We start from the raw sequence: 17,939 nt of genomic DNA on the forward strand, positions 1-17,939 counted from the left end.
CGCTATTCCCCCGCTGCCGGCTGCGGAGCAGCTTTGACCGACGGAACCACTCGCACGCGGTAGCGGACCAAGATGTCGCTCGCGAGGATGAAGAACAGCATCATAGCCTGGAAGATGCCGGCCGTGGCGTTGGGAATATGCACCGTGGTCTGCGCCACCTGCCCGCCGACATAGGTGACAGCCAGCACGATGCCGGCGATCAGACACCCGATCGGATGCAGCCGGCCGAGGAATGACACGATGATGGCGGTAAAGCCGTAGCCGGACGGGAAGCCGAGATTGATCGCCTTCAGCGCACCGGCAAACTCCAGCGCCCCGGCGAGGCCCGCCATGCCGCCGCCGATCAGCATGGCGAGCCACACCGTCTGGTTGCCATCGAAGCCGCCATGGCGCGCCGCATTGGGTGCCGAGCCGACGACGCGGATCTGGTAGCCGAACACCGAGCGCGACATCAGCAGCCAGAACACAAACGGCAGCACTACGGCGATGGCGACGCCGAGATGGACGGTGCTGCCGGGGAACAGGATCGGCAGCGTCTGGTCCGGCTGCAGCGGCGCGGTGGCCGGGAAGTTGCGGCCGTTGGGGTCCTTCCACGGGCCGCCAACCAGATAGCTCAGCACCTGCAGCGCCACATAGGTGAGCATCAGGCTGGAGAGGATTTCATTTACCCCGAAGCGGGTCTTCAGCGCCGCCGGGACCGTGGCCCAGGCGCTGCCGCCGACGATGCCGGCGAGGATCATGGTGACGACAATGATCGGCCCGCCCGCCGTGCCCGCGGCAAGGCCGATGCCGGCGGCACACAGGGCTCCGATAATGTACTGCCCCTCGGCGCCGATGTTCCAGACATTGGCGCGGTTGCCGATGGAAAGGCCGAGCGCGATGATGATGAGCGGCGCGGCTTTCACCGCCACATCCTGCCATTTGTACGACGCGAGCAGCGGCGTAACGAAGATGTCGATCACCGCCCGCTGGCCATCGATGCCGAGCAGGTCGAACACCACGACGCCGACCAGCATGGTGAGCAATACCGAGGCGATCGGCGTCACCACCTGCATCAGCTTGCTCGGCTCCTGGCGCTTCTCGAGCTTAATGCGCATGGGCCAACTCCAGCTCCGCGTCAGCAGTCGGCGTCGTCGGCGCTTCGCCGTGAATGCCGCCCATCAACAGGCCGATCTCCTCGATATCGGCGCCCGCGACCTGCATCGGCCGTGACAACCGGCCCTCGTTGATCACCGCCAGCGTGTCGCAGAGCGATAGCAGCTCATCGAGATCCTGGCTGATCACCACCACCGCCGAACCAGCGGCGGCGAGGTCGACGATAGCCTGGTGGATCGCCGCCGCAGCCCCTGCGTCGACGCCCCAGGTTGGCTGGCTGACCACCAGCACGCTCGGCTTCTGCAGGATTTCGCGGCCCATGATGTATTTCTGCAGGTTCCCGCCCGACAGCGAACCGGCTGTCGCACCGGGCCCCAGCGCCTTTACCGCAAAGGCGGTAATCACCTCGCCGGCATAGGTCTTGGCGGCCCCCGCCTTGATCAGCCCGGCGCTGACCATGCCGAGTCGGTCGCGGGCGGTGAGAATGGTGTTGTCCGCGAGGCTGAACTCGGGCACCGCGGCGTGGCCGTTCCGCTCTTCCGGCACGCTGGCGAGGCCCTTGAGCCGCCGCGACTTGGCCGGCAGCTGGCCGACCGGCGCGCCGTCGATGGTGATCGCCTCGGCGTCGCCCGACAGCACTTCGCCCGAAAGCGCCAGCAGCAGCGCATTCTGGCCGTTGCCAGCAACACCCGCGATGCCGAAGATTTCTCCGGCCCGCACCGTGAAGCTGATGTTGCGCAGCGGAATGCCGAACGGCCCTGCTCCCGGGATGGTCAGCCGGTTGACCACCAGCTTCTCCTTGCCGAGCGAGCGCCCGGCCGGCTTGCTGATCTCCTTGAGGCCCGCGCCGATCATCTTCTCCGCCATCGAGCGCGAGGTCTCGACCCTGGGATCAAGCGTATCGACGAGTTTGCCGCCGCGGAGGATCGTCGCGGTCTCACACAGCGCTTTAATCTCGTGCAGCTTGTGGGAGATGTAGAGGATCGAGCAGCCCTCGCTCGCCAGCTGGCGCAGCACCACGAACAGTTGCTCCACCTCCTGCGGGGTGAGCACCGAGGTGGGCTCGTCCATGATGAGCAGCGACGGGTTGAGCAGCAGCGCGCGCACGATCTCGATCCGCTGGCGTTCGCCGACCGACAGCGTCGAGACCGTGCGATGCGGGTCGAGCTTCAGCCCGTACTGCGTCATCACCTCGGCGATCTTCTTTTCGAGATCGCGGGCGTGGATCTTCGAATCCATGCCCAGCGCGATGTTCTCCAGCACCGTCATCGCCTCGAACAGCGAGAAATGCTGGAACACCATACCGATACCGAGCTTGCGGGCGGCCTTGGGGTTGGTGACGGTGATCGGCTGGCCGTTCCAGCGGATCTCGCCGGCATCCGGCTGCATGATCCCGTAGATCATCTTGACCAGCGTCGACTTGCCGGCCCCGTTCTCGCCGAGCAATGCGTGAATCTCGCCGGGCAGGACGGAAAACGAAACGCTGTCGTTGGCGAGGACGCCGGGAAAGCGCTTGGTGATACCCGTCAGTTGCAGACGCGGCGCGATGCTACTGTCCAACAGCGGCTCCCGACTTCGTTACGGTGGCCGGCCGCGCCTTAATGTCTTCGACTTCCCGCCGGCCAATGTGGACCAGAATTTCTGCCGCCGCCAGCGCCGCGATCACTTCCGGCCGCTTGTCCCCAAGCCCATCGGGGAACGCCTTGCCGCCGATCGGGAGGACCAGTCGCTCGAGCGGTGCTGCGGGATAGTTCTCGTCGAGATACCAGTTGCGGAACCGGGCCTTCTTGGTCTTCGAACCGACCATGCCGATGTACGGCGCGTCGGCCCGCTGCAAGGCTTCCGCGGCGATCAGGAAATCCAGCGCGTGATCGTGGGTGAGGATGACGTAGGCGCTGCCGGCTGGGGCAGAACGCACCACCGCCTCGGGCATTGCCACCGCGTGGGTTTCGACGTTGTCGGGGAGGTTCACCAACTCGTCCGGTCGGGTATCCACCACGTGCACCCGTAGCGGCAGCGCCGACAGTGCGCGAGCTAGCGCATGGCCGACATGACCGGAACCGAACAGGTAGACATGCGGGCGCGTCGCGAGCTCGGCCTCTAGCCGCGCGACCAGCGCCTTGGCAATCGCAGGAGTCAGCCGCTTCAGCGACACATCCACCCGACCACCGCAGCATTGGCCGATCTCGGGGCCGAGCGGGATATCGAGGCTGTCTTCGTGCTCGCCGCCACGCAGCACCTGCCGCGCGCGGTCGATCACCATGTATTCAAGCGCCCCGCCGCCGATGGTGCCGGTTTGCGCCTCGGACGAAATCAGCATGAACGTCCCCGCCTCACGCGGCGACGAGCCACGAACGGCAGTGAGTTCGGCGACAATGGCCGCTGGGTTGGCGGCGAGAAAGGTGCGTATCTCCTGCCGGGAGATGCTCACGCTGCGCGCCCTTTCCGCATCCGCTCGACGCCCATCAGCACGCGCTCCGGCGTCGCCGGCATGTCGAGCTGCGGCGCGATCTTGTAGTCGGCGACGGACGCCACAGCCATCGAGAGCGCCTCGACCACTGAATAGCCGAGCACCAGCGGCGGCTCGCCGACGGCCTTGCTCCGGCCGATCGCCGGCTCCTTGTTAATGCTCCACTCGGCAAGTTTCACATTGAAGATGCGCGGCACATCGGAAGCGACCGGAATCTTGTAGGTCGAGGGCGCGTGGGTGCGCAGTTGCCCCTTGTCGTCCCACCACAACTCCTCGGTCGTCAGCCAGCCAACACCCTGGATGAAGCCGCCCTCCACCTGCCCGATATCGATCGCCGGATTGAGCGAGCGGCCGACATCCTCAAGCACGTCGCACCGGTCGATCTGGTACTCGCCGGTGAGCGTGTCGATCGTCACCTCGGACGCCGCGGCACCATAGGCGAAGTAGTAGAACGGATGCCCGCGGCCGGTGGCGCGATCCCAATGGATCTTCGGCGTCTTGTAGAACCCGGCGGCCGAAAGCTGCACCCGGTTCATCCAACACGAGGTCGCCAGTTCATCGAACGGCACGAACTGCTGGCCGGCGCGAATACCGCCGAACTCCCACTGCACTTCCGAGGGCTCGACCTCGTAGATGAACGCCGCATGCGCGGCCATCCGCGCCTTGATCTGGTTGGCCGCGTCCAGCGCCGCCATGCCGTTGAGATCGGTGCCCGACGAAGCAGCCGTAGCTGAGGTGTTGGGCACCTTGCCGGTATTGCTCGCCGTGATCTGCACCCGCTCCACCGGCACGCCGAAGGCATCGGCGACCACCTGCATCACCTTGATGTGGAGCCCCTGCCCCATCTCGGTGCCGCCGTGGCTGAGATGGATCGAGCCGTCGCGATAGACATGCACCAGCGCGCCGGCCTGGTTGTGCCAGGTGGCGGTGAACGAGATGCCGAACTTCACCGGCACCATCGCGATGCCCTTCTTGAGCACCTTGCTGGTCTTGTTGAACGCGAGGATCGCAGCGCGGCGCGCGTGATAGTCCGAACTCTGCTCGAGGTCCTCGATCACCCGGTGGATGACATTGTCCTCGACCACCTGATGGTACGGCGTCACATTGTTGGTGTCGGTGCCGTAGAAATTGGCCTTGCGGATCTCCAGCGGATCCTTGCCGAGCGCATAGGCGATGTCCTCGATCCACCGCTCCGCTGCGATGATCCCCTGCGGACCACCGAACCCGCGGAAGGCGGTGTTGGAGACCGTATTGGTGAACAGCGGCAGCGAGTTCACCCGCACCGCCGGGTACCAATAGGCATTGTCGCAATGGAACAGCGCCCGGTCGGTCACCGGGCCCGAGAGGTCGGCCGAATAGCCGGAACGCGCCGCGTAGGTCGCCGTCACCGCCTGGATCTTGCCGTCCGAATTGTAGCCGACATCGTAGTCGACGACGAAGTCGTGGCGCTTGCCGGTGATCTGGAAATCGTCGTCGCGGTCCGGACGGATCTTCACCGCCTTGTTGAACTTCTTCGCCGCCACCGCAGCGACCACCGCGAACAGGTTCCCCTGCGTTTCCTTGCCGCCGAAGCCGCCGCCCATGCGGCGCATGTTCACTGTCACGGCAGCATGCGGCACGCCCAGCACCTGCGCCACCATCACCTGGATTTCGGTCGGGTGCTGGCTCGAAACCTGCAGCGTGACTTCGTCATCCTCGCCCGGAATGGCGAGCGCCGCCTGGCTTTCGAGGTAGAAATGCTCCTGCCCGCCGATCCGCACCCGACCCTTGGCCCGATGCTGCGACCCCGTGAGCCCCACATCGACATCGCCGCGCTCGAGCTTCAGCGGCTCGGTGACGAGCTTGCCGCCCGCCGCTACCGCCGCATCCACATCGGTGACATGCGGCAGGTCGCGATACTCGATCTTCACCAGCTTTGCCGCCCGCCGCGCCGCTTCACGGGTCTTGCCGATCACCGCGAACAGCGGCTGGCCCCAGGTGACGACATGGGTCGACGCAAACACTGGCTCGTCGTGCTTGTGCACCGAGCTGATGTCATTCTCGGCCGGGATGTCCTCGGCGGTCAGGACGCCGATGACTCCGGGCGCCTTGCGGACCGCATCGAGGTTCATCGAGGCGATTTCGGCGTGTGCCTTGGTCGAAATGCCGAGATAGGCGTGCAGCGTGCCCTCGGGCTCGACCAGGTCGTCGATGTAATCGGCTCGCCCGGCCACCTGCTTGATTGCGGAGTCGTGTGGCGCGGAAACATGCAGCGGCGAGGTGGTGATCGGAGATTGCTTGTTCATGCCACCTCCCTCGTCAGCCGCTGGCGCTCGCCAGTTGTCTCGAGGAAGAATCGGCGCAGCAGGTTCTGCGCGGCCAGCAGCCGGTACTCGGCCGAAGCGCGCATGTCCGTCAGCGGCTGGTAGTCCTCGGCAAACGCCGGGATTGCGGCTTCGACCGTCGCGACATTCCACGCCTTGCCCAGCAGCGCCGCTTCAACCGCCTTGGCCCGCTTCGGCGTCGCCGCCATGCCGCCATAAGCAATGGTGACTGCCGCGACCTTGTCGCCATGGAGCTTCAGCCGGAACGCGCCGCACAGCGCAGAGATGTCCTCATCCTTGCGCTTGGTGATCTTGTAGCAGGCGAACAGTTCGCCCTCGGGCAGCGACGGGATGGTGACGCTCTCGACGAACTCGCCGGGCTGCCGGTCCTGCTTGCCATAGGCGATGAAGAAGTCCTCGAGCCTCACCTCGCGGCGTACATCGCCCTTCCGCAGCGTGATCGAGGCGCCCAGCGCCATCAGCGGCGGCGGCGTATCGCCGATCGGCGAACCATTGGCGATGTTGGCGCCGATGGTACCCATGTTGCGCACCTGCGCGCCGCCAATCCGCATCCACAGCTCCTCGAGCTGCGGGAAGCGTCGGATAATCGCGCCGGTCGCTTCGGTGTAGGTCACCCCTGCCCCAAGCTTCAGCGCGCCATCCGTCTCTTCGATCCGGTGCAATTGCGGCACCTCGCCGATGAAGATCATCGGTCCAATGTCGCGCATGAATTTGGTGACCCAGAGGCCAACGTCCGTAGCGCCCGACACCAGCGTGCCGGTCGGGTTGGCCGCATACACCTCGGCCAGATCGTCGGCTGAAGCCGGGACGATCAGCCGGTCCTTGCCCTCACCAATCTCCACCCGCCTGCCGTCGCGCATAGCCTGCAACCGCGCCTTGATCGACTGGCGCTCGGTCTCCAGCGGATCAGCCGCCAGCGCCCCGTAGCTCGATATCGCCTTGCCTGCCTTGATGATCGGCGCATAGCCGGTGCAGCGGCAGAGGTTCCCCTGCAGTGCCGTCTCGATGGCGTTGGTGGAGGGGTTGGTGTCCTGCATCCACAGCCCATAGAGCGACATCACGATGCCCGGCGTGCAGAAGCCGCACTGGCTGCCATGATGATCGACCATCGCCTGCTGCACCGGATGCAGTGGGCCATTGGCGGCCGAGAGGTGTTCCACGGTCACTACATGCGTCGCATCAAGAGATCCAACGAAGCATATGCAGGCGTTGACGGATTCGTAGACCAGCTCATCGCCGCTAAGCCGCCCTACCAGCACCGTGCAGGCCCCGCAATCGCCTTCGGCGCAGCCTTCCTTGGAGCCAGTCATCCGCCTGTCGAGCCGCAGGAAATCCAGCAGCGTGCGCGTCGCCGAAATGCTTTCCAGCACGACGTCCTGGTCGTTGAGGATGAACCGTAGCTGGTTGCGAATCTCGGTCATTCAGCTCCCCCGATAGGTCGAGTACCCATAGGGCGAAACGAGCAGCGGCACATGGTAGTGCGCCATCTCGCTAAGTACGAAACGGACCGGCACCGTGTCGAGGAACGGGGTAGCGAGATCGACGCCCAGCCGCTCGAAATACTGCCCCACATGGAAGATCAGCTCATAGCTGCCCAGATGGAAGCGGTCGCCTTCCAGCAGCGGTTGGTCCACCCGCCCGTCGGCATTGGTGTGTCCGGACCATATATGGTGCGTGTGGTCGCCGTGTACCATGAGCAGGTCGAGCCGCATTCCGGCGGCCGGCTTGCCATGTGTAGTGTCGAGTACGTGCGTCGTCAGGCGTGCAGGACCCGCCATATGTAACTTCCTTCGCCCCTCGTTGGGCCGCCCGAACAGCCGCCGCTTGCCGTTGAGGCACTCGTTCAAGATTGCCCGACTATTGAGCATATTCGGCTCCGTTCCAAGGGGGTCGCCGTCGGAATTTTACCAACTGGTCCACTTTTGCTGCCCTTGCGGCGGGCCGCCGCCCCGGGCCATAAATTCCTGACGAACTACGAGGTGTACTCATGCGCTATCCCCGCAACCTGCAGGGCTACGGCCCGAATCCCCCGGACGCGCAATGGCCGGGCGGTGCGCACATCGCGGTGCAGTTCGTCCTCAACTACGAGGAAGGCGGCGAGAACAACATCCTCCACGGCGATGCTGCGTCGGAAGCGTTCCTCGTCGACGTGATCGGCGCCGCTCCCTGGCCGGGCAAGCGCCACTGGAACGTCGAGTCGATGTACGAATATGGCGCCCGTGCCGGCTTCTGGCGCCTGCACCGGTTGTTCACAGGGCTCAACCTGCCGGTCACCGTCTACGGCGTCGCCACCGCGCTGCAGCGCTCGCCCGAGCAGGTGAAGGCCATGCTCGACGCCGACTGGGAGATCGCCAGCCATGGGCTGAAGTGGATCGACTACAAGGACTACGACATCGAGCACGAGCGCGAGGACTTGCACGCCGCGATCAAGCTCCACACCGAGGTCGTCGGCAGCCGCCCGACCGGCTGGTATTGCGGTCGCACATCGGTCAACACCGTCGACCTCGCCAGCGAGGAAGGCGGCTTCGCCTATGTCTCCGACACCTACGACGACGACCTGCCCTACTACCGCGAGCATTTCGGCGCGCCGCAGTTGATCATCCCCTACTCGCTCGCCACCAACGACATGCGCTTCACCACGCCGTCCGGCTTCGCCAATGGCGACGAATATTTCCAGCTGCTCAAGGACAGTTTCGACGTTCTCTACGAGGAGGGCCAGGCCGGCTCGCCCAAGATGATGTCGCTCGGGCTCCACTGCCGCCTCGTCGGCATGCCCGGCCGCTTCGCCGGGCTGAAGCGCTTCGTCGACTACATCATAACCAAGGAGAAGGTCTGGATCGCCAAGCGTATCGATATCGCCGAGCATTGGCTGAAGACACACCCCTATGTAGAGCAGGAGATTGTCCCGTCCGAACTGGCGCTGGACGATTTCACCCAGCTGTTCGGCAACGTCTTCGAGCACTCGGAGTGGGTTGCCGCCCGCGCCCATAAGCGTGAGATGGGACCGGCGCACGACACGGCCACCGGTCTCCATGCGCTGATGTGCCAGGTGTTCCGCTCGGCCACCGACGAGGAGCGGCTCGGCGTGCTCAATGCCCACCCGGATCTGGCCGGCAAGCTGGCGGCCGCCAAGCGGCTCACCTCGGAGTCCGAAGCCGAGCAGGCCTCGGCCGGCCTCGATGCGCTCACTGACGCGGAACGCACGGCGTTTGGCGACATGAACCACGCCTATGTGGAGAAGTTCGGCTTCCCCTTCATCATCGCGGTGCGGGACAACACCAAGGCGCAGATCATGCAGGCCTTCGAGAAGCGGCTGGCCAATGATCGGGACGTGGAGTTCGCCACGGCCTGCCGGCAGGTCGAGCGGATCGCGGAACTGCGGATCCGGCAGATTCTGGGCGCGTAAGCCGAGGCAGACGGCCCCCTCCCATCCTCCCCCACAAGGGGAGGTGTCTCATCCAGTTCTTGGCACCATCAAGCCTGAGCACCGGCCCTTCTTCACCTCCCCTTCATGGGGGAGGCCGGGAGGCGCCCGTCCGCTTCCGCTTGCCCGGACGAAATCCCGCACCACCCGCTTGACATCCTCTCCGACATCAATGATAACCATATTGTTATATAGCGAACAGGTTATGAAATGCCCGCGACCCAAACCCAGCTCGATCTCACCTTCGCCGCCCTTGCGGACCCGACGCGGCGCGCCATCCTTGCGCGTCTGGCCGAGGGCGACGCGTCGGTGAACGAACTGGTCGAGCCCTTCAACATGAGCCAGCCGGCCATTTCCAAGCATATCAAGGTACTGGAAGCTGCCGGGCTGGTGTCCCGTGGCAAGGACGCGCAGCGCCGCCCGGTGCACATCGAGGCGTTGCCGCTGGCCGATGCGGTGGGCTGGCTCGAGAACTACCGCAAGTTCTGGGAGCAGAGCTACCAGCGCCTCGACAACCTGCTCGACGAGTTGCAGCGCTTCGCCCCCAAGGGCGACAAGAAGAACTGAAGCAAGCGGAGGAGCCGCCCATGTTCAAGCCCCTGTCCATCACACTGCCCTCCGACCGCGAGATCGCCGTGACGCGTGAATTCAACGCCCCACGCGACCTCGTCTTCGATTGCTGGACCATCCCGGCCCTGATCAAGCGCTGGCTTGGCCCTGCCGAATGGGTACTCCAGACCTGCGAATTCGATGCTCGCGTGGGCGGCAAATGGCGCTTCGTCGCTGTCGGTCCCGGGGGCTATGAGATGGCGCATGGCGGCGTCATTCAAGAGATCACCCGTCCCGAATGGATCAAGTCGACCGAGCGCTTCGATATCGACTGGACCGGCGGCGAGACCATCAACACCAACGCCTTCACCGAGGAGGGCGGCAAGACGCTCTCCGTCCTGACGGTGCTCTACGCCAGCAAGGAAGCCCGCGACGGCGCCAAGGCCACCCCGATGGCCGAGGGCATGGAGATGGGTTTCAAGCGCCTCGACGAATTACTGGCGGAGCGGCTGACCGCTTAGCCCAGCGCCCCATTAACCCGACGACCACTACGACCATTCCCGCCGCTGCACGTTACCCGTGCAGTGAACGAGAGAACTCAACCCCAACGAGGAGACGTCAAATGCCCAAGATCATGCCCTGCCTGTGGATAGACGATCGCATTGAAGAGATGGTCAACTTCTACATCAAGACCTTCAAGGACGGCGAAGTCCACAAGGTGGACCGCTATCCCGATGGTCGCATCATCACCATGACTTTCCGCCTGAAGGACCAGGAATTCATGGCACTGAACGGTGGCCCGATGTTCAAGTTCACCGAGGCGATCTCCTTCACCGTCGATTGCGAGGGCCAGAAGGAAGTCGACTACTATTGGGACGCGCTCACCGCCGATGGCGGCGAGGAGAGCCAGTGCTCCTGGCTGAAGGACAAATATGGCCTCAGCTGGCAGATCGTCCCCAAGCAACTCGGCGAGCTCCTCGGCGGTAGCGACCGTGCGGGCGCCGCCCGCGCCATGCAGGCTATGCTGCAGATGAAGAAGATCGTGGTGGCCGACCTCGAGAAAGCCTACGCCGGCAAGTAAGCCGGCCCCTACCCCCACAACCCATCGCGAGCCGGTTTTCACCGCGTGCACCCAGCAAGCGGGCGGGACCGGCTTGCCCAAAAAAGGAGTGCAAGATGCGCCGCCGAACCCTGATCCTTGCGGCAACGAGCCTCGCCGCCCCGTTCCTGCCGATCCGCAACGCGCTTGCCGAGGAGACGACTGCCATGCCCGAGCTGATCACCCACGATGTCGCCGTCGCCCGCACCTTCAATGCCTCGCCCGCGCGGGCGTGGGCCGCCTGGACTGAGGACGCCCAGGTGATGAAGTGGTGGGGACCAAAACCCTGGACCTGCCCGGAAGCCCGCATGGACGTGCGCGAGGGCGGCGCCTCGATCGTCTGCATGAAGTCGCCTGAGGGTTTTGAGATCTGGATGCGCTGGGACTACAGCAAGGTCGTGCCCAACGAGCGGATCGAATACACTCAGAACCTCTCCGACAAAGACGGCAACCTGATCGAGCCGACCAGCATCGGCATGCCCGCCGAATTCCCGCGCAACGTCGGGACCGTGGTGACGCTCGTTCCCGAGGGCGAGAAAACGGTCGTCACCATCACCGAGCACACCACCACGACACAGGCACTGATGGACGGCTCGCAACAGGGGCTGGAGATGGTAATGGATCAGATGGGCCAGACCTTCTGAGGGGCAGATGGACCTCACCGCCGACGCCGTCCTCGCGCGGCTGCACGAGTTGCAGTCGGGCGAGGAGCTGAAGAAGTACCAGCGCTATTTCAAGTTCGGAGAGGGCGAGTACGCCCATGGCGACACCTTCATCGGCGTCCGCATGGGCCACGTCTTCGCCCTCGCCAAGGAATTCATACTGACCCCACCGGCCGAGATCGAAAAGCTCATGGAGTCGGACATCCACGAGGCCCGCGCGGCCGCCATGAGCATCATGGCCAAGCAGTACGCGGCGAAGAAAACCGCGCCCGAGCGTCGACAGGAGCTGTTCGACCTCTACCTCCGCCGGCACGATCGCATCAACAACTGGGATCTGGTCGACCTCGCCGCCTACTACGTGATCGGCCCGCACCTCGTCGATCGCCCGCGCGACATCCTCTACCGGCTGGCAAAATCCGGCAGCATATGGGAGCGCCGCACCGCCATCCTCGCGACCTTCTCGTTCATCCGGCGCGGCCAGCTCGACGACGCTTTCGCCATCGCCGAACTACTGATCGACGACCGCGAGGACCTAATCCACAAGGCGGTCGGCTGGATGCTGCGCACCACGGACACCAATCGCCCGGCGCTGAACGCCTTCCTCGACAAACACGCCGCCCGCATGCCGCGCGTCATGCTTCGGAACGCACTCGAGCACTATTCCCCGGAAGAGCGCGCCCGCTACCTGGCGATGGGCAAGGCGAAATGACCTGCGAGCGCTACTGAGCCTCAGTCGCCGCCGCCACCGCCATCACCGCCACCCCCGTCCCCATCCGAGTCGCCGAACGAGAAGTCGCCGCCCCCTCCACCGCTATCTCCGCTGCCGCCGCGACGGGCTCTGTGGACCATGCTGCCGAACAGCCAGCCGAGGGCCACCAGCGCGATGACTGCCAGCACAGGCCAGAACGTGGTGAGAAATCCGTAGACCGGCTCCCGGAACGACTGCTGAAAGTCGCGGAGCCAATCCATCGGTCAGTGCCCCGGAGACAACCCGTCGCGCCGATCGTCCCTGGGTTCGCCGTCTTCCCAGTCGATGTCGGTGTTGACCTGCGGCTCGGCATGGCCGAGCAGGCGGTCGATCCACTGTCTCAGTGCACGTCCAGCCTCCTCGAGCTGGATCGGATCGAGCAGCGGGCGATGTGGGTCATCGTGCGGTTGCGTAGCCATGTACGGAGTCTGCGCCCGATTCCTAAACTTTTTCTGACAGTGGCGCTTCGTCTTGGCCCACGCCCGTTAACGGCCGCGGCGCTACTTGTAGAACCCCTCGCGCAGGTTGAAGCCGTGCTCGAGATAGACCTTCATGGCGCACAGCATCCCGGTCCACCCCTCGGTGTTGCCGATGCAGGCCTCCAACGCCCTTCTGCGATTCCTTCCAACCCTCCTCGGTGATCGTCACCAGCGTACGGGTCCCCTCTCTTGCGATTTCTAAGGCTTGGCAAACGCTAAGCCCAAGAAATCGCTTTCTCCCCCGCAAGGGGGGAGATGACCCCGCGGCGTCCGTGCTAAGACGACTCGTCTTCCACAACCATTGCGTCCCATGGCCCCCAATACCTACGCCAGCCCGATGGCCGGCCTGCCCGATCAGACCGCGCTGCACACCGGTCGCGCCGTTTTCACAGAGGCCTATGCCGTGATTCCGCATGGGGTCATGCGGGACATCGTCACCAGCTACCTACCGCACTGGAAGGACACCCGCGCCTGGATCATCGCCCGCCCGATGACGGGCTTCTCCGAGACCTTCTCACAGTACATCGTCGAAGTGTTCCCCGGTGGCGGCAGCGACAAGCCAGAGCCCGATGCGGGCGCCGAGGGTGTGCTGTTCGTCGTCGATGGGCAGGCCACGCTGACCCTCGAAGGCAAGACCCACCTGTTGAAGGCCGGCGGCTATGCCTTTCTGCCGCCCGGCACGCGCTGGGCCCTGACCAACAAGTCGACTGCGCCGGTCCGCTTCCACTGGGTGCGCAAGCGTTACGAGGCCGTCGAGGGCATCGATACGCCCGCCGCGTTCGTCGCCAACGAGCAGGACGAGCCGATCATCTGGATGCCGGGCACCGATAGCCGCTGGGGCACCACCCGCTTCGTCGATCCCACCGACGTCCGCCACGACATGCACGTCAACATCGTGACACTCGAACCAGGTGCGGTCATCCCCTTTGAGGAGACCCACGTCATGGAGCACGGCCTTTACGTGCTCGAGGGCAAGGCGGTCTACCGGCTCAACCGCGACTGGGTCGAGGTCGAGGCCGGCGATTTCATGTGGCTGCGCGCCTTCTGCCCGCAGGCCTGCTACGCCGGACCGGGTCGCTTCCGCTACCTGCTCTACAAGGACGTCAACCGGCACATGAAGCTCACGCTCTAGCCGCTCCGGGGGGAAACAGATGAAACGCCTAGCATATGCCGCCGTGTTCGTTCTGGCGTTCGGCTCCACCTCGCAGGCCGAGGATCTGACGCCGCAGACCTACCAGAACCTCCTCACGCCGCTGCTGCAAAGCGGCAATGACGTGCTGGGTGCGCCCCTCGCCTACCCCGAAGGCACGCCCAACGTCACCGCCGCCATCGTCACCATCCCGCCCGGCGGCGAGACGGGCCTGCACGAGCACGAGGTGCCGCTGTTCGCCTACATTCTCGAGGGCGAGCTGACAGTCGACTACGGCGACAAGGGCAAGAAGACCTACCGCGCCGGCGACGCGTTGCTCGAAGCCGTCGGCTGGCCGCACAACGGCACCAATACCGGCACGGTGCCGATGAAGCTTGTCGCCGTCTACATGGGTGGCGGCAGCAAGGCCAACACCATCAAGATCGCCCCGTGAGCGGCCGGGCTTTCGCCACGCGGCACATCGGCTAAGTTTGGCGCGAGAGAGTCGCAATGTCAGCCGGCCGCACCATTTTCATCGAACCGCTGACCCGCGAGGCCTACGCGCCGTTCGGCCAGGTGATCGAGACCGAAGGCGCACACCACTATCCGATCAATGGCGGCATGACCGAGCGCTACCACGATCTCGCCAAGGTGGAGCTCGGCGGCGTGCATCCTCGCCCGCTGGTGTCGATCGCCCGCGGGCAACACTACCCCCTGCCGCTGACGCTGAAGATGGTGGAACGACACCCGCTCGGCAGCCAGGCATTCTATCCGCTGTCGCAGCGGCCGTTCCTCTCCATCGTTGCGCCCGACGAGGGCGGCATGCCCGGCACTCCGCGTGCCTTTCTCGCCGCGCCCGGACAGGGCATCAACATGGCGATGAATACCTGGCACGGCGTGCTGACGCCGCTCGGCGAGACCTCTGATTTCCTGATCATCGACCGCGGCGGCGAAGGCAACAACCTCGAGGAATACTTCTTCGACGAGCCGTACTTGGTAGCGCAACGCGGCTGAATTCTTTACCGAGACGTCCGTTCCCCGTCGCAACTACGTTGCAATTGCTCCATAATCTAACCCAACAGACTGAGGGTGGAGGCATTTCCATGCGTATCGTTCTGGCCATCGCGGCGCTGCTGCTGGCGTTCGCGAGCCCTGCGCTCGCCGCCAAGGTGACCCTCAAGGGCGACGTGACTTATCGCGAGCGGATCGCGCTGCCGCCCGGTGGCACGCTCATGGTGTCGCTGATCGACCTCGCCACGCCCGACGAGCCCCGCGTTTCGGCCAAGGCGCCGATTGCGAGCCCCGGCCAGGTGCCACTGACCTTCACCCTGAACTTCGATGAAAACGTCATCGTCGCCGGCCACACCTACGCGCTGGTCGCCGAGATTTCCGGCGAGGGCACGGTGTGGTTCCGCAACGCCGAACCCTACGCCATCGACCCGCTGGCGCCGGCCGCCCCGATCCTCATCATCGTCAACATGGTGCCCGCCGACGAGGCTGTCGTCGAGCCCGAGGTCGCTCCGCCCCCGCCGCCAATCCTCGACATCACCTGGCAGGCCGAAACCATCAATGGCGCGCCCGTAGCCCGCGGCGTCGTCTCCTCGCTGTCCATCGCTTCGGACATGCGTGCCGGCGGCCGCGGGGGCTGCAACTCGTGGTTCGCCCAGGCCGAAGTGAATGCCGAGCGGCTGATCTTCAGCGCCGTCGCAGCCACCCGCATGGCTTGCCAGTCCGAAGACGCCACCAAGCAGGAAGACAGCTTCTTCGCCGCCCTCGCCGACACTCGCTTCTGGCGGCTGGACAAGGACCACCTGGTGCTGATCGACGGTGCCGGGATCGAACTCGCGAGCCTCGCCAAGTCACGCTTCTAGGTTGACGTTCCGCGCCGCTCTCGACAGGTTCGAAGCATCGAACCGGAGACCCGCATGCATACGCCCGACCTGATTTCCCGCCTGCTCGACGTCATCGAGCTCGACTTGCTGCCGCTGACCAAGCGCGGCGTCGGCGGCGGCAACAAGCTGTTCGGCGCGGCGATCCTCAGAAAATCCGACCTGTCGCTGGTCGTCGGAGAGACCAATAACGAGACCGAGAACCCGCTCTGGCACGGCGAAATACACGCCATCAAGCGCTTCTACGAGCTGCCAGCCGACCAGCGCCCCGTGCCCCAGGACTGCCTGTTCCTCGCCACGCACGAGCCCTGCTCGCTCTGCCTCTCGGGCATTACCTGGTCCGGCTTCGACAATTTCTATTATCTGTTCAGCTACGAGGACACGCGCGACAGTTTCGGCATCCCGCACGACATCCGCATTCTAAGGGAAGTCTACGCCGTGCCGGACCCGGACCGCGACTACGTCCCCGAGGACCGCCCGCTCTACAACCGCAAGAACGCGTTCTTTCAGAGCCACGACATCCAGCAGATGATCGCCGGCCTCGACCGTTCATCGAAGGAGCGGCTCGTGGCGCGCGTCGATGATCTCAACGCCGCCTACAATGACCTCTCGGCCGTCTATCAGAGGGACAAGGGAAACAAGGGTATCCCGCTGAGCTGACGCTCAGCCTGCTGAGCCAAGGCTCAGACCAGCACAACGCTCGCTGCGGCGAAAGCCAGCACGGCGAGCGCCGTGGCGAACAGGACAAGCAGCAGGATCTGGGTGGTGCTGTTCATGGTGGCCGGCCGGGTGCGGCCGTGCTCCCGATCGGTGGTCATCTCGGCCTCAGCCGAGATCGGCGAGCTGGGTGGTGACCGGGGCCACTTCGACCGGCAGGGCGGAGGCGGCGATGGTCAGCGTCGCCATCGACATCACGAACATTGCAACGAGAGTGAGCTTCAGCATTTGGGCCCCCTGGGGCGATGCGGCCTTTCGGCCAGCGGTTCATCTTGAGGGCAATAATGCGGCAGTGCGGTTGAACGTTCCCGGAATCTGGCGTTTAGCTGGCGTTCAGAAATGACCGCTTCCGCCACATTTCGAAGACTTAATGCAGCTCTCCAACTTGTAACGCAGGGATCGCCCGGCCCCTTCCTACATCGGGCTCGTACCCAAACGGAGACGATCGATGCCCACTCCATTGAACCGCCGCGATGCCCTGCGCCTCGTCGTCGTCACCGCCGCCGGTGGCGCGCTGATGAGCCAGAGGGCATTCGCCCAGGAAGCTAGCGCCGAAACTACCACTGGCCTGATGCCCGGCGCTGATGTCTGCGTGCTGACGCCGGAGGTGACCGAAGGGCCCTATTATTTCGATCCGTCGCTGGAGCGCGCCGATATCACCGAGGGCACGCAGAAGGGGGTCGCCACGACCGTGCGGCTGCAGGTCGTCGACGGCAGCTGCAAGCCCATCGAAGGCGCCCGCGTCGATATCTGGCACTGCAATGCCGAGGGGCTCTACTCGGGCTATGCCAACCAGACCGGCGGTGTCGACACCACGGGCCAGACGTTCCTGCGCGGCACCCAATTCGCCAGCGCCAGCGGCATCGTCGAGTTCCAGACTATCTACCCGGGCTGGTACGCCGGCCGCACCACCCACATCCACTTCAAAGTCTTCCTCGACGACAAGACCGTGCTCACTGGCCAGCTGTTCTTCCCCGACGCCCTGAGCCAGTTCCTCTACCAGAACGTCGAGCCCTACACCTCGCACGGTCACGATCGCGACACGCTCAACGCCAACGACAACATCGCCAGCCAGGCCACCCGCGCCTCCTTCGCCTATGTGAAGGAACTGGAGGAGCGCTACCTCGTCGCCATGATCGTCGGCGTCGACCCCACGGCCGAGTCCTCGACCGGCTTCGGCGGCGCGCCGGGCGGCGCAGGTGGCGAACCTCCGAGCGGCCCGCCGCCCGATGGCGCGCCGGCCGACGGAGCGATGAGCGCACCGTCGACCGAAACCAGCGTCAGCCTCGTACCGGGCGTGACCAGCATCCGATAAAGCAAAGGGGCGGCCCACTGGACCGCCCCTGATACTTTC

Annotated in this window: 21 protein-coding genes; 12 read left to right on the forward strand and 9 right to left on the reverse strand. The window is 64.9% G+C overall.

What is annotated here, in order from left to right; all coding sequences use genetic code 11:
* Positions 1-2 precede the first annotated feature (2 nt).
* Genes AC1DYL_RS01750 through uraH form a run of 6 tightly spaced genes read right to left on the reverse strand, consistent with a single transcriptional unit; the run spans position 3 to position 7,667 of the window.
* The gene (locus AC1DYL_RS01750; RefSeq protein WP_477156544.1) at positions 3-1,097 is read right to left on the reverse strand and encodes an ABC transporter permease; all 1,095 of its coding nucleotides are present in this window, start codon (positions 1,095-1,097) and stop codon (positions 3-5) included.
* Entirely contained in the window at positions 1,087-2,655 is a 1,569-nt protein-coding gene (locus tag AC1DYL_RS01755; protein WP_477171823.1) for an ABC transporter ATP-binding protein, read from the reverse strand. Before AC1DYL_RS01755 ends, AC1DYL_RS01750 begins: the two co-directional genes overlap by 11 nt.
* Entirely contained in the window at positions 2,645-3,526 is an 882-nt protein-coding gene (xdhC, locus tag AC1DYL_RS01760) for a xanthine dehydrogenase accessory protein XdhC (protein ID WP_477171824.1), read from the reverse strand. Before xdhC ends, AC1DYL_RS01755 begins: the two co-directional genes overlap by 11 nt.
* The gene (gene xdhB, locus AC1DYL_RS01765; protein ID WP_477171825.1) at positions 3,523-5,850 is read right to left on the reverse strand and encodes a xanthine dehydrogenase molybdopterin binding subunit; all 2,328 of its coding nucleotides are present in this window, start codon (positions 5,848-5,850) and stop codon (positions 3,523-3,525) included. Before xdhB ends, xdhC begins: the two co-directional genes overlap by 4 nt.
* Positions 5,847-7,310: a xanthine dehydrogenase small subunit gene (gene xdhA / locus AC1DYL_RS01770; RefSeq protein WP_477171826.1), complete on the reverse strand. Its 1,464-nt coding sequence runs from the start codon at positions 7,308-7,310 to the stop codon at positions 5,847-5,849. Before xdhA ends, xdhB begins: the two co-directional genes overlap by 4 nt.
* On the reverse strand, positions 7,311-7,667 hold the full coding sequence (uraH, locus tag AC1DYL_RS01775) for a hydroxyisourate hydrolase (protein WP_477171827.1): 357 nt from the start codon (positions 7,665-7,667) through the stop codon (positions 7,311-7,313).
* 209 nt (positions 7,668-7,876) lie between these two features.
* On the opposite strand from uraH, the gene puuE reads away from it, so the two are divergent.
* The 6 genes from puuE (at position 7,877) to AC1DYL_RS01805 (ending at position 12,332) form a co-directional block, all read left to right on the forward strand.
* The gene (gene puuE / locus AC1DYL_RS01780; RefSeq protein WP_477171828.1) at positions 7,877-9,295 is read left to right on the forward strand and encodes an allantoinase PuuE; all 1,419 of its coding nucleotides are present in this window, start codon (positions 7,877-7,879) and stop codon (positions 9,293-9,295) included.
* Between the two features lie 228 nt (positions 9,296-9,523).
* On the forward strand, positions 9,524-9,880 hold the full coding sequence (locus AC1DYL_RS01785; protein WP_477148728.1) for an ArsR/SmtB family transcription factor: 357 nt from the start codon (positions 9,524-9,526) through the stop codon (positions 9,878-9,880).
* 20 nt (positions 9,881-9,900) lie between these two features.
* Positions 9,901-10,383: an SRPBCC family protein gene (locus tag AC1DYL_RS01790; RefSeq protein WP_477148727.1), complete on the forward strand. Its 483-nt coding sequence runs from the start codon at positions 9,901-9,903 to the stop codon at positions 10,381-10,383.
* Between the two features lie 101 nt (positions 10,384-10,484).
* On the forward strand, positions 10,485-10,943 hold the full coding sequence (locus AC1DYL_RS01795; protein WP_477171829.1) for a VOC family protein: 459 nt from the start codon (positions 10,485-10,487) through the stop codon (positions 10,941-10,943).
* A gap of 95 nt (positions 10,944-11,038) precedes the next feature.
* Entirely contained in the window at positions 11,039-11,605 is a 567-nt protein-coding gene (locus AC1DYL_RS01800; protein ID WP_477171830.1) for an SRPBCC family protein, read from the forward strand.
* A gap of 7 nt (positions 11,606-11,612) precedes the next feature.
* Positions 11,613-12,332 (forward strand): DNA alkylation repair protein, encoded by a 720-nt coding sequence (locus AC1DYL_RS01805; RefSeq protein ID WP_477171831.1) that lies wholly within the window; start codon positions 11,613-11,615, stop codon positions 12,330-12,332.
* 20 nt (positions 12,333-12,352) lie between these two features.
* On the opposite strand, the gene AC1DYL_RS01810 is transcribed toward AC1DYL_RS01805, so the two are convergent.
* Together AC1DYL_RS01810 and AC1DYL_RS01815 are read right to left on the reverse strand one after the other, a co-directional pair.
* The gene (locus AC1DYL_RS01810) at positions 12,353-12,592 is read right to left on the reverse strand and encodes a hypothetical protein (RefSeq protein WP_477171832.1); all 240 of its coding nucleotides are present in this window, start codon (positions 12,590-12,592) and stop codon (positions 12,353-12,355) included.
* Between the two features lie 3 nt (positions 12,593-12,595).
* Positions 12,596-12,790 (reverse strand): hypothetical protein, encoded by a 195-nt coding sequence (locus tag AC1DYL_RS01815; RefSeq protein WP_477171833.1) that lies wholly within the window; start codon positions 12,788-12,790, stop codon positions 12,596-12,598.
* Between the two features lie 370 nt (positions 12,791-13,160).
* On the opposite strand from AC1DYL_RS01815, the gene AC1DYL_RS01820 reads away from it, so the two are divergent.
* From AC1DYL_RS01820 to AC1DYL_RS01840, 5 genes are all read left to right on the forward strand, one after another.
* The gene (locus tag AC1DYL_RS01820; protein WP_477148720.1) at positions 13,161-13,982 is read left to right on the forward strand and encodes a bifunctional allantoicase/(S)-ureidoglycine aminohydrolase; all 822 of its coding nucleotides are present in this window, start codon (positions 13,161-13,163) and stop codon (positions 13,980-13,982) included.
* A gap of 19 nt (positions 13,983-14,001) precedes the next feature.
* Positions 14,002-14,433: a cupin domain-containing protein gene (locus AC1DYL_RS01825; protein ID WP_477171834.1), complete on the forward strand. Its 432-nt coding sequence runs from the start codon at positions 14,002-14,004 to the stop codon at positions 14,431-14,433.
* Between the two features lie 56 nt (positions 14,434-14,489).
* Complete coding sequence (locus AC1DYL_RS01830) at positions 14,490-14,993, forward strand: ureidoglycolate lyase (RefSeq protein WP_477171835.1); 504 nt, start codon at positions 14,490-14,492, stop codon at positions 14,991-14,993.
* Positions 14,994-15,082: 89 nt separating this feature from the next.
* Positions 15,083-15,850 (forward strand): META domain-containing protein, encoded by a 768-nt coding sequence (locus AC1DYL_RS01835; protein WP_477171836.1) that lies wholly within the window; start codon positions 15,083-15,085, stop codon positions 15,848-15,850.
* A 54-nt stretch (positions 15,851-15,904) separates the two neighbouring features.
* Entirely contained in the window at positions 15,905-16,528 is a 624-nt protein-coding gene (locus AC1DYL_RS01840; protein WP_477171837.1) for a nucleoside deaminase, read from the forward strand.
* A gap of 23 nt (positions 16,529-16,551) precedes the next feature.
* On the opposite strand, the gene AC1DYL_RS01845 is transcribed toward AC1DYL_RS01840, so the two are convergent.
* The gene (locus AC1DYL_RS01845) at positions 16,552-16,686 is read right to left on the reverse strand and encodes a hypothetical protein (RefSeq protein WP_477171838.1); all 135 of its coding nucleotides are present in this window, start codon (positions 16,684-16,686) and stop codon (positions 16,552-16,554) included.
* A 347-nt stretch (positions 16,687-17,033) separates the two neighbouring features.
* Here AC1DYL_RS01845 and AC1DYL_RS01850 point away from each other — a divergent pair, with 347 nt between their 5' ends.
* Positions 17,034-17,900 carry an intradiol ring-cleavage dioxygenase gene (locus tag AC1DYL_RS01850; protein WP_477171839.1) on the forward strand — a complete coding sequence of 289 codons (867 nt, stop codon included), beginning with the start codon at positions 17,034-17,036 and terminating at the stop codon, positions 17,898-17,900.
* The last annotated feature ends 39 nt before the right edge of the window (positions 17,901-17,939 follow it).

This window comes from Devosia sp. P1_H9, from assembly GCF_056405135.1.

Excerpts from the sequence above, each read along its gene's own strand:
- xdhB (WP_477171825.1), bottom strand. The coding sequence starts at position 5,850 with ATGAACAAGCAATCTCCGATCACCACCTCGCCGCTGCATGTTTCCGCG.
- AC1DYL_RS01830 (WP_477171835.1), top strand. The coding sequence starts at position 14,490 with ATGTCAGCCGGCCGCACCATTTTCATCGAACCGCTGACCCGCGAGGCC.
- AC1DYL_RS01835 (WP_477171836.1), top strand. The coding sequence starts at position 15,083 with ATGCGTATCGTTCTGGCCATCGCGGCGCTGCTGCTGGCGTTCGCGAGC.
- AC1DYL_RS01845 (WP_477171838.1), bottom strand. The coding sequence starts at position 16,686 with ATGACCACCGATCGGGAGCACGGCCGCACCCGGCCGGCCACCATGAAC.
- AC1DYL_RS01800 (WP_477171830.1), top strand. The coding sequence starts at position 11,039 with ATGCGCCGCCGAACCCTGATCCTTGCGGCAACGAGCCTCGCCGCCCCG.
- AC1DYL_RS01820 (WP_477148720.1), top strand. The coding sequence starts at position 13,161 with ATGGCCCCCAATACCTACGCCAGCCCGATGGCCGGCCTGCCCGATCAG.
- uraH (WP_477171827.1), bottom strand. The coding sequence starts at position 7,667 with ATGGCGGGTCCTGCACGCCTGACGACGCACGTACTCGACACTACACAT.
- AC1DYL_RS01815 (WP_477171833.1), bottom strand. The coding sequence starts at position 12,790 with ATGGCTACGCAACCGCACGATGACCCACATCGCCCGCTGCTCGATCCG.
- AC1DYL_RS01790 (WP_477148727.1), top strand. The coding sequence starts at position 9,901 with ATGTTCAAGCCCCTGTCCATCACACTGCCCTCCGACCGCGAGATCGCC.
- xdhA (WP_477171826.1), bottom strand. The coding sequence starts at position 7,310 with ATGACCGAGATTCGCAACCAGCTACGGTTCATCCTCAACGACCAGGAC.
- AC1DYL_RS01785 (WP_477148728.1), top strand. The coding sequence starts at position 9,524 with ATGCCCGCGACCCAAACCCAGCTCGATCTCACCTTCGCCGCCCTTGCG.
- AC1DYL_RS01850 (WP_477171839.1), top strand. The coding sequence starts at position 17,034 with ATGCCCACTCCATTGAACCGCCGCGATGCCCTGCGCCTCGTCGTCGTC.
- AC1DYL_RS01810 (WP_477171832.1), bottom strand. The coding sequence starts at position 12,592 with ATGGATTGGCTCCGCGACTTTCAGCAGTCGTTCCGGGAGCCGGTCTAC.
- AC1DYL_RS01840 (WP_477171837.1), top strand. The coding sequence starts at position 15,905 with ATGCATACGCCCGACCTGATTTCCCGCCTGCTCGACGTCATCGAGCTC.
- AC1DYL_RS01750 (WP_477156544.1), bottom strand. The coding sequence starts at position 1,097 with ATGCGCATTAAGCTCGAGAAGCGCCAGGAGCCGAGCAAGCTGATGCAG.
- AC1DYL_RS01795 (WP_477171829.1), top strand. The coding sequence starts at position 10,485 with ATGCCCAAGATCATGCCCTGCCTGTGGATAGACGATCGCATTGAAGAG.
- AC1DYL_RS01825 (WP_477171834.1), top strand. The coding sequence starts at position 14,002 with ATGAAACGCCTAGCATATGCCGCCGTGTTCGTTCTGGCGTTCGGCTCC.
- AC1DYL_RS01805 (WP_477171831.1), top strand. The coding sequence starts at position 11,613 with ATGGACCTCACCGCCGACGCCGTCCTCGCGCGGCTGCACGAGTTGCAG.
- puuE (WP_477171828.1), top strand. The coding sequence starts at position 7,877 with ATGCGCTATCCCCGCAACCTGCAGGGCTACGGCCCGAATCCCCCGGAC.